Raw genomic sequence first — 14488 nt, forward strand, 5'->3', positions numbered from 1 at the left:
GTGCCGAAAGTCCCTGCCTGATACGCCGCTCACCGCTCCGGGTTAACGAAAGTAAACGGTTCGTTAACCTTAATGACGCTTTAGTGAGCGCAGGCAGGCAAGCTTTGAGTCGGGATTCGGCCCGGTCGCTTCGCTGCCGCATGATGGATCAGAAAGGTCGGGGGTTTTCATGAGTGGCAAACACGTCGCAGTGCTGATGGGGGGCTTCTCGTCGGAGCGGCCGGTCAGCCTGTCTTCGGGCGCCGCCTGTGCCGATGCCCTGGAAGCCTTCGGCTATCGCGTCACCCGCATCGACGTCGACCGGGATATTGCGACGGTTCTCGGCGCCCTGCGCCCGGATGTGGCGTTCAACGCGCTGCACGGCCCCTTCGGCGAAGACGGCACGATCCAGGGCATTCTGGAATATCTCGAAATCCCCTACACGCATTCCGGCGTGCTGGCCTCGTCGCTCTCCATGGACAAGGGACAGGCAAAGATCGTCGCAAAGGCCGCAGGCATTCCCGTCGCCGAAGCGAAGGTCATGGACCGGCACGATTTCGGCCAGGATCATCCGATCCCGACGCCCTATGTCGTCAAGCCGGTGCGCGAAGGGTCGAGCTTCGGCGTCGTCATCGTCCAGAAGGACCAGTCGCACCCGCCGCAGATCATCACATCCAGCGAATGGCGCTATGGCGATCTCGTCATGGTCGAGCGGTACATTCCCGGACGGGAGTTCACCTGCGGCGTCATGGGCGGCGAAGCGCTTGCCGTAACCGAGATCATTCCGCAGGGCCATGCCTTCTACGACTTCGATGCGAAATACGCAGCCGGTGGATCGAAGCATGTCATTCCAGCGGAAATTTTACCGAATATTTACCAAAACATTCAAAGACTGGCCGTTGCGGCACATCATGCGATGGGGTGCCGTGGTGTCAGCCGCTCCGACTTCCGTCTCGACGAAAGTGCATCTGGAGAGGGTGAACTGATCTGGCTCGAAATCAACACGCAGCCGGGCATGACCCCGACATCGCTGGTTCCTGAAATGGCGGTTCATGCCGGCCATTCCTTTGGTGAGTTCCTCAGCTGGATCGTGGAGGATGCGTCGTGTTTGCGTTGAGAGGTCGTTTCCAGGAGCGCGTCCGTGCGCCGCAGGAATTCCGGGACATGGATGGCCATGTGGTCCTGCCGCGTCCGCTGCGCCGCGTCGTCCGCTTCTTCGTTGCGCTCGGCACGGGCCGGATCCATTTCGCACCTTATACAGGTACCGTTTCTGCGCTGGCCCTGTTCGCCGCAACGGGCCTCTACGGCATGGCGATCGGCGGGCACACGCCTGAAGTCGCAAAGGCAACCACGTCGGCTGCCGGCTTTGCCATCGAGGACGTGAAGATTGCCGGCAACGATCAGACGTCGGAAATCGACATTCTCCAGGAGATCGGTCTCGATGGTGCGACGTCGCTTGTCGCGCTCGACATCGATGCCGCCCGCTTGGCGATCGCCAAGATGCCCTGGGTGGAAGAAGTGACGGTCCGCAAGGTCTATCCCGGCACCATCGAGGTCAACCTCAAGGAGCGCAAGGCCTTCGGGATCTGGCAGCACGGGTCCGACCTGTCGCTCATCGAAAAGAGCGGCAGCGTGATCGCGCCGCTGCGCGACAACAAGTTCGCCGAATTGCCGCTGTTCGTCGGCCGCGATGCGGAAACGGCTGCGGCCGACTTCTATGCCCGCTTCGCCGACTGGCCGGCAATCGCCGGCCGCGTGAAGGCTTATGTCCGCGTCGCCGGTCGTCGTTGGGATCTGATTCTCGACAACGGCGTCATGGTGAAGCTTCCCGAGCAGGATCTCGACCGCGCCATGCAGGTGCTGTCCACGATGGAAGAGGGCCAGCAACTGCTGGAACGCGACATCGCCGCCGTCGATCTTCGTCTCGAAGACCGCACCACGATACAACTGACCCCCGGCGCCGCAGAGCGCCGACAGGTCGCCCTTGAAGCCCGTACCAAACAGCTCAAGAAACTCGAGAGCCAAGAGGACCGCATATGAGCCTGTTCGGTTCGTCGCATTTCGGCCTGCCGCGTCTGAAGCCCCTGTCGGCGAAGCGATCCCACATCGTTTCCGTTCTCGACATCGGTTCGACGAAGGTCGTCTGCATGATCGGCCGCCTGACACCGCGCGCCGAAAGCCAGATCCTGCCCGGTCGCACGCATGCGATCGAGGTCATCGGTCTCGGCCATCACAAGTCGCACGGCATGAAGAACGGCGTCATCGCCGATCTGGATGCTGCCGAAAGCGTCGTACGGCTTGCCGTCGATGCCGCCGAGCGCATGGCCGGGCTGACCATCGACAGCCTGATCGTCAACGTCTCCGCCGGCCGCCTGCAGAGCGACATCTATACGGCCTCCGTCGATCTCGGCGGCCAGGAAGTGGATGGGGCCGACCTGAAGCGGGTTCTCGCCGCGGCCGGTCAGCGCTCGCAGCGTCAGGACCGGGTGATTCTCCATTCTCTGCCGACGGGCTTCTCGCTCGACGGCGAACGCGGCATCCGCGATCCGCTCGCGATGTTCGGCGATACCCTCGGCGTCGACATGCATGTGCTGACGGCCGAGCGTGCGGCGCTGAAGAATCTCGAGCTGTGCATCAACCGGGCGCACCTCTCGGTCGAGGGCATCGTGGCGACGCCTTATGCCAGCGGCCTGTCCGCACTGGTGGACGACGAGGTCGAACTCGGCTGCGCCTGCATCGACATGGGTGGTGGGACGACGACGATCTCGGTGTTCGCAGAAGGCAAGCTCGTGCATGCCGATGCTGTCAGCCTTGGCGGCCATCACGTGACGACGGACCTTGCACGCGGTCTCTCGACCCGAATCGAGGATGCCGAGCGGCTGAAGGTCGTGCATGGCTCGGCCATGCCGAACGATGCCGACGAGCGCGAGATGGTCACGGTTCCCCCGATCGGCGAGGACGACCGCGATCAGCCGACTCACGTGCCGCGCGCCCTCGTTTCGCGAATCGTCCGCGCCCGCGTCGAAGAGACGCTCGAACTCATTCGCGACCGCATCCAGCGTTCCGGCTTCTCGCCGATCGTCGGCAAGCGCGTCGTTCTGACCGGCGGCGGAAGCCAGCTGACGGGCTTGCCGGAAGCGGCTCGCCGTATTCTCGCCCGCAACGTGCGGATTGGTCGTCCCCTCGGTGTTTCCGGCCTTCCGCCGGCCGCCAAGGGCCCGGCCTTCTCCACGGCTGTCGGCCTGATGATCTATCCGCAGGTCGCCGAAATGGAGACGCATGCCGCCCAGGGCGGGATGCTGTCTGCGCTCGGCGGCGGCGACAGCCGATTTGCCCGAATGGGGCAGTGGCTGAAAGAGAGTTTCTAGGTTCGCGTAAGGTAGAACCGCCATAAGGGTAAATTGAGATCTGGCCGGCTCGGCAAGGCGACCAGAAACCAGGAAGGAACGGGTAAAATGACCATCAACTTGCAGAAGCCGGATATCACCGAGCTCAAGCCCCGCATCACTGTCATCGGTGTCGGCGGCGGCGGCGGCAACGCCGTCAACAACATGATCACCGCAGGTCTCCAGGGCGTCGACTTCGTCGTTGCCAATACGGACGCCCAGGCGCTGACCATGACCAAGGCTGAACGAATCATCCAGATGGGTGTGGCCGTTACCGAAGGTCTCGGCGCGGGTTCGCAGCCGGAAGTCGGTCGCGCAGCCGCCGAAGAGTGCATCGATGAGATCATCGATCACCTCTCCGGCACGCATATGTGCTTCGTCACCGCCGGCATGGGCGGCGGCACGGGTACGGGTGCTGCTCCGGTCGTCGCACAGGCGGCCCGCAACAAGGGCATCCTGACCGTCGGCGTCGTCACCAAGCCTTTCCACTTCGAAGGCCAGCGCCGCATGCGGCTTGCCGATCAGGGCATCGCCGAACTGCAGAAGTCGGTCGATACGCTGATCGTCATCCCCAACCAGAACCTCTTCCGCATCGCCAACGACAAGACGACGTTCGCCGATGCTTTCGCGATGGCCGACCAGGTCCTGTATTCGGGTGTCGCCTGCATCACCGACCTGATGGTCAAGGAAGGCCTCATCAACCTCGACTTCGCCGACGTTCGTTCGGTGATGCGCGAGATGGGCCGTGCGATGATGGGCACCGGCGAAGCCTCGGGCGATGGCCGCGCCATGGCCGCTGCCGAAGCCGCGATCGCCAACCCGCTCCTCGACGAAACGTCGATGAAGGGTGCGCAGGGCCTCTTGATCTCGATCACCGGCGGTCGCGACATGACCCTGTTCGAAGTCGACGAAGCCGCGACACGTATCCGCGAGGAAGTCGATCCGGACGCCAACATTATCCTTGGCGCGACGTTCGACGAAGAGCTCGAAGGCATGATTCGTGTCTCCGTCGTTGCAACCGGAATCGATCGTACGGCCGCGGAGGTGGCCGATCGGACTTCCAGCTTTCGCCCGGTAGCATCCAAGCCACGTCCGGCAGCACCTGCCGCCGCGCCCGCCCTGCAGGCCCAGCCGGCGCCCGTTATGCAGCAGGCGGCTCCCCAGCCGCAGGCACCGCAGGCCGATCATATCGCCGAAGCCATCCGCCAGGCCGAAATCGAACGCGAACTCCTGATCCAGGCGCGCGCTGCCGAAAAGGCTCAGGACGACTTCCGTCCGCAGAGCAAGCTGTTTGCCGGTGCACCGGAAACCGCACCCGCCATGCGGGCTCCGGCTCCCATGCAGCAGGCTCCGGTCGAAATGCCGGTCTACCAGCAGCAGCCGATGCAGGCCGCTCCGATGCATGCCCAGCATGCTCCGGCGCAGCACATGCAGCATGAGCCGATGGTTCAGCGTCACGAGCCCGCTCCGATGATGCGCCAGCCGGAACCTGTCCGCATGCCGAAGGTCGAAGACTTTCCGCCGATGGTGAAGGCCGAAGCCGAACACCGGTCCCAGCCGGCCGCCGCGCATCACGAAGAGCGTGGTCCGATGGGCCTTCTCAAGCGAATCACCAATTCGCTCGGCCGCCGCGAAGAGGAAGATCATTCCGTCGCGTCGGACATGACCTCGGGAGCACCGAGCGCTGCATCGCAGCAGCGCCGTCCGCTGTCCCCCGAGGCGAGCGTCTACGCACCGCGTCGCGGTGCGCTCGACGAACGCGGCCGCGTGAACCCGCAGCCGCGTGCGCAGGACGACGATCAGCTCGAAATTCCGGCGTTCCTTCGCCGTCAGTCGAACTGATTTTCCACCCGCCTTCTACCTTGCCGGAACGCCTGGGCCCCAAGCCCAGGCTTTTCCGTTTTTTCGAACCTTTGCAGGGACATAGAGGGCGAGGAAGAAGCGTTACAAAGCGAAAGAAACAGTGATTTGGAATGGCTGCTCGCGGGCCTTATCTTCGGGCTTGAAAGTCTGCGCATATCAAGGCTCCCGATCGTGTCGAAGGCTGGGGGCGGCAAGTTGGACTTGCCGTCGAGAGGTTGACCTGGGGCTCAAAGACGTATCTTGCAGACACGGAATAAGGCGGTTCGCCGCCAGAATTGTGAAAGTGAAGAGCATGGGACTGGGAATTGGACTGCTGGGGTTTCAGACGACGATCGCCGATGACGTAACCCTGACCGGCACGGGCGTACATTCGGGCGCCGACGTTTCGATCACCTTCCATCCGGCTGAAGCCAATACCGGTATCGTCTTCCAGCGTCTCGACGGCGAGCGGGTTCTCGGCGAATACCTTGCCGTGTCCTCCAATGTCGGCAATACGGATCTCTGCACCATTCTCGGCACGTCGCCGGCCACATGGATCGCCACGATCGAGCATGCCATGGCGGCAATCTACGCCGTCGGCATCGACAATCTGCTGGTCGAGGTTCACGGCGCGGAAATGCCGATCATGGACGGCAGCTCGGCGCCCTTCATCGAGGCCATCGAACAGACGGGCATCAAGGCTCTCGCCGTGAAGCGTCGCTACATCCGCATCCTTAAGCCGGTGCGCATCGAGAACGGTGCCTCCTGGTCGGAGTTCGTGCCTTATGAAGGCGGTATGCGCTTCGAGGTCGAGATCGATTTCGATACGCCGCTGATCGGCCGCCAGTCCTGGCAGGGCGACATGACGGCGGCGACCTTCAAGAACGAGCTGTCGCGGGCCCGCACCTTCGGTTTCATGCGTGATGTCGAGCGGATGTGGGCGGCCGGTCGCGGCCTCGGCTCCTCGCTTGAAAACTCGGTTGTCATTGCCGACGACCATACGGTCATCAACGTCGAGGGCCTGCGCTACGCCAAGGACGAGTTCGTGCGTCACAAGACGCTGGACGCCGTCGGCGACCTCGCGCTGGCCGGCCTGCCGTTCATCGGCTGCTACCGCTCCTATCGCGGCGGTCACAAGATGAATGCCAATGCCTTGCAGGCTCTGTTCAGCGATCCCACGGCCTACGAGATCGTGGAAACGGCGATGCCGCGCACGCGTGTTGCGCGCGAGAAGCAGGTCGCAGGCGCGTCCGAGCTTTCCGCCTGACGCACAATATACATAAAAATTGCCTTAAAGCCGGTCATATGACCGGCTTTTTCATGGACGCGATGCCACAAAATTGCGTTAATCGGTCACCATGACGTTGCGGACTTGTTCTAGTATGATCTAGAACCGCATGGTCGGCGGCGGGGCAGCTGCCACTCGAGTTGGGATGTTCTGATGGTTTTTGCAGACGGCTTCGAATGGAAGACGATGGCGCGCGTGGCGATGGTCACGCTTGTAGCGGCGACAACCAGCGTCGTCGTGACCGCCTGCCAGAACGACCCCGACATCGACATCACCAAGCTGACGGCCGAGACCGATCCGCCTGAGGTCCTCTACAATCAGGGTCTCGCCAACCTGAATGCCGGCAAGACCACGGAAGCCGCGCGCAAGTTCGATGCCATCGACAAGCAGCAGCCGTTCTCCGAATATGCCCGCAAGGCGCTGGTGATGAAGGCTTTCGTCAACTACCGGCAGGGCCAGACACAGGACGCGATCAACGCGGCCACGCGCTATCTCAACCTCTATCCCGAATCGGAAGATGCGGCTTACGCCCAGTACATTCTGGGTCTTGCCTATTCCAAGCAGATCCCGACGGTGACGCAGGACCAGAAGCCGGCCTTCAAGACCATCGAGGCCATGCAGGTCGTGGTCGATAAATATCCGAAATCCGAATATGTCGAGGACGCGCAGGCGAAGATCCGCTTTGCGAAGGACCAGCTGGCCGGCAAGGAAATGCAGGTCGGGCGCTATTATCTGGAGCGTAAGGAATATCTGGCGGCCGTCACGCGTTTCCGCACCGTGGTCGAGCAGTATTCCGGCACGAACCAGGTCGAGGAAGCGTTGGCTCGCCTCGTCGAGAGCTACTTCGCCATGGGTATCACCAGCGAAGCGCAGACGGCTGCCGCCGTTCTCGGTCACAACTATCCTGACAGCCAGTGGTATGCCGACAGCTACAAGCTGCTGCAGTCCAATGGGCTCGAGCCGCGCGAGAATGGCGGGTCCTGGATTTCCCGGGCCGGCAAGAAGATCCTCGGCGTCTGATCCGAAAGAACAGAAGACCGGATGCTTTCACAGCTCTCGATCCGCGATATCGTCCTGATCGAACGGCTTGACCTGTCCTTCGATGCCGGCCTGTCCGTGCTGACCGGCGAAACCGGGGCAGGCAAGTCGATCCTGCTCGACAGCCTGTCGCTGGCGCTCGGCGGGCGTGGCGACGGTTCGCTCGTGCGCCATGGCGGTACCAAGGGGCAGGTGACGGCGGTCTTCGATGTCGCGCTGGATCATCCCGCCCGCGTGCTGGTGCGGGAAAACGGCATCGACGACGATGGCGACCTGATCTTCCGCCGCGTGCAATCCTCAGACGGGCGCACCAAGGCCTATGTCAACGACCAGCCGGTGTCCGTGCAGCTTTTGCGGCAGGCGGGGCAGATGCTCGTCGAAATCCACGGACAGCATGATGATCGTGCGCTGGTCGATACCCATGCCCACCGCTTGCTTCTCGATGCCTTCGGCGGCCTGACGTCTGAGGCGGAGACCGTCGCCGATCTCTTCCGGATCTGGCGTGATGCCGAGCGCGGCCTGAAGCGTCACCGCGAGAAAGTGGATGCCGCCGCGCGCGAGGCCGACTATCTGCGTGCCGCCGTGGAGGAGCTCGAGGCGTTGGCGCCGCTCGATGGCGAGGAAGACGGGCTTGCCGAACGACGGGCGACGATGATGAAATCCGAGCGCATCGCTTCGGATATCAGCGAGGCCAGCGATTTCCTCAACGGCAATGCATCTCCCGTACCGCAGATCGCCTCTCTGGTGCGCCGTCTGGAGCGCAAAAGCCACGAGGCGCCGGGCCTGCTGGAGGAAACGGTCAATCTGCTCGATGCGGCGCTGAACCAGCTGTCCGACGCGCAGATGGCGGTGGAGGCGGCGCTTCGGCGCACCGAATACGATCCGAAGGAACTGGAGCGGGTGGAAGAGCGGTTGTTCGCGCTGCGTGCCGCCGCCCGCAAATACTCGGTTCCCGTGACGGAGCTTCCGGCACTGGCCGTCCGCATGATCAACAGCGTGGCCGACCTCGATGCCGGCGAAGAGAAGCTGAAGCAGTTCGAGGCGCAGGTCGCGATCGCGCGGACGGATTTCGATGCGGCGGCTGCAGCCCTGTCGTCCAAGCGGCACAATACGGCAAGCGCGCTTTCCGAGGCCGTGATGGCGGAGCTGCCGGCGCTGAAGCTGGAGCGTGCGCGCTTCATGGTGGAGGTCGCGAGCGACCCGACGCAGCTGACAGCCGAAGGCATCGATGTCGTCGAGTTCCATGTGCAGACCAATCCGGGCACGCGGCCGGGACCGATCATGAAGGTCGCGTCGGGCGGCGAGCTTTCACGCTTCCTGCTCGCGCTCAAGGTGGCGCTGGCCGATCGCGGCTCCGCACCGACGCTCGTCTTCGATGAGATCGATACCGGTGTGGGCGGCGCCGTTGCCGATGCCATCGGGCAGCGGCTGAAGCGGCTGTCGAAGACGGTGCAGGTGCTCTCCGTCACCCATGCGCCGCAGGTTGCCGCGCGGGCGGCGACCCATCTCCTGATCTCCAAGGGGCCATCGGAAAAATCCTCGGAGATGATCGCGACGCGCGTGGCGCGTATGAACGACAAGGACCGCACGGAAGAGATCGCCCGCATGCTGGCCGGCGCCTCGATCACCGAGGAGGCAAGGGCGGCGGCGGCGAAGTTGCTGGCGGGCGGCGGCTGAGGCGGGAACCGCTTTTCCATGCGTTCGTAAGCGGAATAACCGGGCACGAGATGAGCTTGGGATCACCGGCTTCGTGCTCTTCTCAAAAGGACGATTTTCGCTAAAACACTCCCGACAGCAGGAGTGACCGCCATGACCGATATCAAGCCCGTGGATGCGCTGAGCGAAGCCGATGCCGTGGAAGAGTTGGCGTTTCTGGCCTCCGAGCTTGCCCGTCACGATGCGCTCTATCATGGCAAGGACGACCCTGAGATTTCGGATGCCGACTATGATGCGCTGAAGCGGCGCAATGGCGAGATCGAGGCGCTGTTTCCGGATCTCGTGCGGCCCGACAGCCCTTCCGGCAAGGTGGGTTCGGCACCCTCCGGCCTCTTCCAGCAGGTCACCCACACCCGTCCCATGCTGTCGCTCGACAACGTGTTTTCCGACGAGGACGTCAGCGATTTCATCGCCAGCGTCTACCGCTTCCTTGGTCGTCTGCCGGATGGTTCCATCGCGTTTACGGCCGAGCCGAAGATCGACGGCCTGTCGATGTCGTTGCGCTATGAGAAGCGCAAGCTGGTCACGGCCGCCACGCGGGGCGACGGCACGACGGGGGAGAACGTCACCGCCAATATCCGGACCATCGCGGAGATACCGCAGACGCTGCCCGACGGCGCCCCCGATGTGGTCGAGGTGCGCGGCGAGGTCTACATGGCCAAGAGCGACTTCCTCGCGTTGAACGCGCAGATGGAAGAAGAGGGGCGCCAGACCTACGTCAATCCGCGCAACACCGCCGCCGGTTCGCTGCGCCAGCTCGATCCCACTATTACCGCCACCCGCAAGCTGCGCTTCTTCGCCTATTCCTGGGGGCAGATGTCGGAGATGCCGTCGGATACCCAATCCGGCATGGTCGGGGCGTTGAAGGGCTGGGGTTTCCCGGTCAATCCGCTGACGCAGCGGCTGACATCGGTTGCCGCCATTCTCGATCATTACCGGCAGATCGGCCTGACGCGGCCGGAACTCGACTACGACATCGACGGCGTCGTCTACAAGGTCGATGACCTCGTGCTCCAGGGCCGGCTCGGCTTCCGTTCGCGCTCCCCGCGCTGGGCGACGGCGCACAAGTTTCCGGCCGAACAGGCCTTTACGATCCTCACCGCCATCGACATCCAGGTCGGGCGAACCGGGGCGCTGACCCCCGTCGCGCGTCTCGTACCGGTCACCGTCGGCGGGGTCGTCGTGACCAATGCGACGCTGCACAATGAGGACTACATCAAGGGTATCGGCAATGCCGGGCAGCCACTGCGCGAAGGGCGCGATATCCGCATCGGCGATACCGTCATCGTCCAGCGAGCCGGCGACGTCATTCCGCAGATCGTCGATATCGTCGAGGAGAAGCGTGAAGCAGACAGCGCGCCTTACGTTTTTCCGAAAACATGCCCGGTTTGCGGCAGCCACGCGGTGCGGGAGGTCAACGAGAAGACCGGCAAGGTCGACTCGGTGACGCGTTGCACCGGCGGTTTCGTCTGCCGGGCGCAGGCGGTGGAGCATCTGAAGCATTTCGTTTCGCGCAACGCTTTCGACATCGAAGGCTTCGGCGCAAAGCAGATCGACTTCTTCTTCGCCTCCGAAGACCAGACCCTGTCGATCCGCACCGCGCCCGACATCTTCACGCTGGAAGAGCGCCAGCAGGGTTCGCTCTCCAAGCTCGAAAACATCGACGGCTTCGGCAAGGTCAGCGTTCGCAAGCTCTACGAGGCGATCAACGAACGGCGTCAGGTGGCACTCCCCCGCTTCATCTACGCGCTCGGCATCCGCCATGTCGGGGAGACCACGGCGAAGCTGCTGGCGCGATCCTACGGAAGCTACGGCGAATTCGACAACGCAATGCGGGCGGCGGGCGAGCCGGGCGCGGAGGCCTGGGACGACCTGAACCGGATCGACGGGATCGGCGATGTCGTCGCGCGCGCCATCGTGGAGTTCTACAAGGAAGACCGCAATGTCGCGGTGGTGGACCGGCTGCTCGAACAGGTAACGCCGCTCGATGTCGAAGCGCCGTCGGGCGAGGGCAGCCCGGTTGCGGGCAAGACGGTGGTCTTCACCGGCTCTCTGGAAAAATTCACGCGCGACGAGGCCAAGGCCCGGGCGGAAAGTTTAGGGGCTAAGGTTGCCGGCTCCGTTTCCAAGAAGACGGATATTCTTGTTGCCGGCCCGGGCGCGGGCTCGAAGCTCGACAAGGCGCGGGAACTCGGCGTCCAGACGATGGACGAGGACGAGTGGCTGGCATTGATCGGCGGCTGATTCCGTCGATCGACGTCCGTGTATGAGCGGTTTATTTTGCACCTGCTTCGTCTTTGAATTGTCTTTTTGCACCGCACACGATACCGGATGCCGCATAACGGAGGGGAGATCCGGGATGGAGACAGTTTCGACAATCGTGAGCCTGCGCCAGTTGCTGGGTGAACATCGACGGGCAGGGCGCTCCGTCGGCCTCGTGCCCACCATGGGCTATCTTCACGATGGGCATATGGAACTCGTGCGTCGGGCCCGTGCGAGCAACGACGTCGTCGTCGCCAGCATTTTCGTCAATCCGCTGCAGTTCGGCGCCGGCGAGGATCTTTCGCGCTATCCGCGCGATCTCGCGCGCGACCAGACGATGCTGCTGGACGGCGGCGTCGATATCCTGTTTGCGCCCGGCGTTTCCGATATGTATCCGCGGGTGATGGAAACGGTGGTTGATGTGCCGGCACTCGGTGCCGAGCTTGAGGGCGCGGTGCGTCCCGGGCATTTTGCGGGCGTCGCGACCGTGGTGACGAAGCTCTTCAATCTCGTTCAGCCGGATCGCGCCTATTTCGGCGAGAAGGATTTCCAGCAGGTACAGATCATCCGCCGCATGGTGGAGGATCTCGCCCAGCCGGTCGAGGTGGTGGCGGTGCCGACCGTGCGCGAGGCCGACGGTCTCGCCTTCTCCTCGCGCAACGTCTACCTGTCACCAGCCGAGCGCCGCGCGGCCGTGATCGTGCCGCAGGCACTGGAAGAAGCGGCCCGGTTGCTGGGCTCCGGTATCGCGTCTGCCATGGAGCTGGAGCAGGCCATTGCCGGCTTCATCCGCCGCGAGCCGCTCGCCGTGCCCGAGGTCGTTGCCGTTCGCGATCCAGAGACGCTGGCGCCCATCAATACGGTTCAGGGTCGCGCCGTTCTGGTTCTTCTCTTCGTCCGGTTCGGCGCCACGCGGCTCCTCGACAATCGCGTCTATCTCCCGTCCTCTTCTTCCGAAAGCCGCCCGTCATGAGCGTTCAGCCCGGTTCCCCCTCCCGTCGTCGTCTGACGCCCTCCGCCATCCAGGCGCTGAAGGGCGAGCGGCCGATCGTCAGCCTCACGGCCTATACGACGCCGATTGCGCGGCTGCTCGATCCGCACGTGGATTTCCTGCTGGTCGGCGATTCGCTCGGCATGGTGCTCTACGGCATGGAGTCGACGCTCGGCGTTACGCTGGAAATGATGATCGCGCACGGTCAGGCTGTCATGCGCGGAACCTCGGCTGCGTGCGTCGTCGTGGACATGCCGTTCGGCTCCTATCAGGAAAGCCGCGAGCAGGCGTTTCGCAATGCCGCCCGCATCTTGAAGGAGACGGGGTGCAGCGCCATCAAGCTCGAAGGCGGGACGGAGATGGCCGAGACGGTCGATTTTCTGTCGAGCCGCGGCATTCCGGTTCTCGGCCATGTCGGCCTCATGCCGCAGCTGGTGAACACGACGGGCGGGTATCGCTCGCTGGGGCGAACCGAACGCGAGGCGGCGAAGATCCGCCGGGATGCCAAGGCCATCGACGATGCCGGCGCCTTTGCCATCGTGGTCGAGGGAACCGTCGAGCCGCTTGCGCGCGAGATCACCGCCTCCCTGAAGGCGCCGACCATCGGCATCGGCGCATCTCCGGCTTGCGATGGCCAGATCCTCGTGTCGGATGACATGCTGGGCCTTTTCAACGACTTCAAGCCGCGTTTCGTCAAGCATTTCGCCAATCTCGCGCCGCAGATTTCGGCGGCGGTCGAAGCCTATGCGGCCGAGGTGAAGGCGCGCAGCTTCCCGGGGCCGGAGCATACGTTCACGGTGAAGAGCTAAAGCAGGGGCATCCACCTCTCTATGCATGACGCGGCTTGATCGGGCCATCAGCGGAATTCATTTGCCGCTGATGCCGTCCGTGGCTAAAGCCGGGGCCTCAAGCCGCAGGCCCGGCACTTCCCTTGGATCTTCATTATGGCATCTCGTGATTTCTGGGACGGCGCTCGCCGTGGCGTTCCGATCGTGCTTTCCGCATCTCCCTTCGGCGCCCTGTTCGGTGCTCTCGCCATCGACAACGGGTTCAGCATCGTCGATGCGATGTTCATGAGCGCGACAGTGTTTGCCGGTGCGAGCCAGATGGTGGGGCTCGATCTCTTCGGCCATGCCGTCCAGCCGTGGCTCATCGTGCTCTCGGTTTTTGCCGTGAACTTCCGCCACGTTCTCTATTCCGCCTCCATGGCGCGGCACATCGCGCATTTCTCGCTTCTCCAGAAAGGGGCAGCGCTGTTCCTGCTGACCGATCCGCAATATGCGGAAACGGAGAAGAGGGGCGAGCGCGGGGAGCCGGTGACCTTCGTCTGGTACATGGGGCTCGGCCTGGCGATCTACCTGCCGTGGCTGCTTGCGACCTTGCTCGGAGCGGTGTTCGGGGGGCTGATCGGCGATCCCAAGGCGATCGGGCTCGATGTTATGCTGCCGATCTACTTCATGGCGCTGGTGCTCGGCTTCCGCAGCCGCGACAACTGGCTGCCGGTGGTCGCCGTCAGCTCGGTCGTCTCCGTGATCGCGATGCATTTGGTCGGCTCACCGTGGCATGTCAGCATCGGGGCGCTGGCCGGCGTCGTGCTGGCTGCCTGTCTGCCGGTGAAATCCGGGGAGATCTCTCGATGAGCTTCGACCATTTCCTGCCGCAGGATCTCCGCCTGATCGGCATCATCATTCTCGCGGCCCTCGCCACCTATCTCACGCGCATCGGCGGTGCGATCATGATGGCGCGGATGGAGCGCATTCCGCCGCGCATGGAAGCCGCGCTGAACGCCGTGCCCGCAGCCGTGCTCTCGACGCTGGTCGCGCCGGCGCTCTTCTACGGCGGAGCGGATGTCACGATCGCAATCTTCGCCGCCTTCCTCGTCGGCCTGCGGTTTTCGGCACTGCCCATGCTGTTTGCCGGATGGGCCGTGGTGATGGTGCTCAGATATACAGGTCTGTTCTGATCGGGCCGACGAGCATGTCGCCT

12 protein-coding genes are annotated in these 14488 nt (G+C 63.5%); all 12 read left to right on the forward strand.

All coding sequences use genetic code 11. The features are described 5' to 3' along the window. The first annotated feature begins 169 nt into the window (after window positions 1-169). The 12 genes from G8E10_RS12500 to G8E10_RS12555 all read left to right on the forward strand — a co-directional run bounded on the left by G8E10_RS12500 (window position 170) and on the right by G8E10_RS12555 (window position 14465). On the forward strand, window positions 170-1096 hold the full coding sequence (locus tag G8E10_RS12500) for a D-alanine--D-alanine ligase (protein WP_167129271.1): 927 nt from the start codon (window positions 170-172) through the stop codon (window positions 1094-1096). A gap of 47 nt (window positions 1097-1143) precedes the next feature. Beyond that, a complete protein-coding gene (locus G8E10_RS12505; RefSeq protein ID WP_167129473.1) occupies window positions 1144-2019 on the forward strand; it encodes a cell division protein FtsQ/DivIB in 876 nt (291 codons plus the stop codon). After that, window positions 2016-3347: a cell division protein FtsA gene (gene ftsA / locus G8E10_RS12510; RefSeq protein ID WP_110728194.1), complete on the forward strand. Its 1332-nt coding sequence runs from the start codon at window positions 2016-2018 to the stop codon at window positions 3345-3347. Before G8E10_RS12505 ends, ftsA begins: the two co-directional genes overlap by 4 nt. A gap of 87 nt (window positions 3348-3434) precedes the next feature. Then, window positions 3435-5207 carry a cell division protein FtsZ gene (gene ftsZ / locus G8E10_RS12515; protein ID WP_132447530.1) on the forward strand — a complete coding sequence of 591 codons (1773 nt, stop codon included), beginning with the start codon at window positions 3435-3437 and terminating at the stop codon, window positions 5205-5207. Window positions 5208-5526: 319 nt separating this feature from the next. Continuing rightward, the gene (lpxC, locus tag G8E10_RS12520) at window positions 5527-6474 is read left to right on the forward strand and encodes a UDP-3-O-acyl-N-acetylglucosamine deacetylase (protein WP_167129475.1); all 948 of its coding nucleotides are present in this window, start codon (window positions 5527-5529) and stop codon (window positions 6472-6474) included. 207 nt (window positions 6475-6681) lie between these two features. After that, window positions 6682-7515: an outer membrane protein assembly factor BamD gene (locus G8E10_RS12525; RefSeq protein WP_245419915.1), complete on the forward strand. Its 834-nt coding sequence runs from the start codon at window positions 6682-6684 to the stop codon at window positions 7513-7515. A 21-nt stretch (window positions 7516-7536) separates the two neighbouring features. Beyond that, complete coding sequence (recN, locus tag G8E10_RS12530) at window positions 7537-9210, forward strand: DNA repair protein RecN (protein WP_167129274.1); 1674 nt, start codon at window positions 7537-7539, stop codon at window positions 9208-9210. Between the two features lie 132 nt (window positions 9211-9342). Next, the gene (gene ligA / locus G8E10_RS12535; protein WP_167129276.1) at window positions 9343-11493 is read left to right on the forward strand and encodes an NAD-dependent DNA ligase LigA; all 2151 of its coding nucleotides are present in this window, start codon (window positions 9343-9345) and stop codon (window positions 11491-11493) included. A gap of 115 nt (window positions 11494-11608) precedes the next feature. Further along, on the forward strand, window positions 11609-12484 hold the full coding sequence (gene panC / locus G8E10_RS12540) for a pantoate--beta-alanine ligase (protein WP_167129278.1): 876 nt from the start codon (window positions 11609-11611) through the stop codon (window positions 12482-12484). After that, on the forward strand, window positions 12481-13311 hold the full coding sequence (panB, locus tag G8E10_RS12545) for a 3-methyl-2-oxobutanoate hydroxymethyltransferase (RefSeq protein WP_167129280.1): 831 nt from the start codon (window positions 12481-12483) through the stop codon (window positions 13309-13311). Before panC ends, panB begins: the two co-directional genes overlap by 4 nt. A gap of 135 nt (window positions 13312-13446) precedes the next feature. After that, window positions 13447-14142: an AzlC family ABC transporter permease gene (locus tag G8E10_RS12550; protein WP_167129282.1), complete on the forward strand. Its 696-nt coding sequence runs from the start codon at window positions 13447-13449 to the stop codon at window positions 14140-14142. Further along, the gene (locus tag G8E10_RS12555) at window positions 14139-14465 is read left to right on the forward strand and encodes an AzlD family protein (RefSeq protein ID WP_110799192.1); all 327 of its coding nucleotides are present in this window, start codon (window positions 14139-14141) and stop codon (window positions 14463-14465) included. The genes G8E10_RS12550 and G8E10_RS12555 overlap by 4 nt, the downstream gene beginning before the upstream one ends. The last annotated feature ends 23 nt before the right edge of the window (window positions 14466-14488 follow it).

The organism is Ferranicluibacter rubi, assembly GCF_011603255.1.
In the GTDB taxonomy this organism is placed as follows: Bacteria; Pseudomonadota; Alphaproteobacteria; order Rhizobiales; family Rhizobiaceae; genus Ferranicluibacter; species Ferranicluibacter rubi.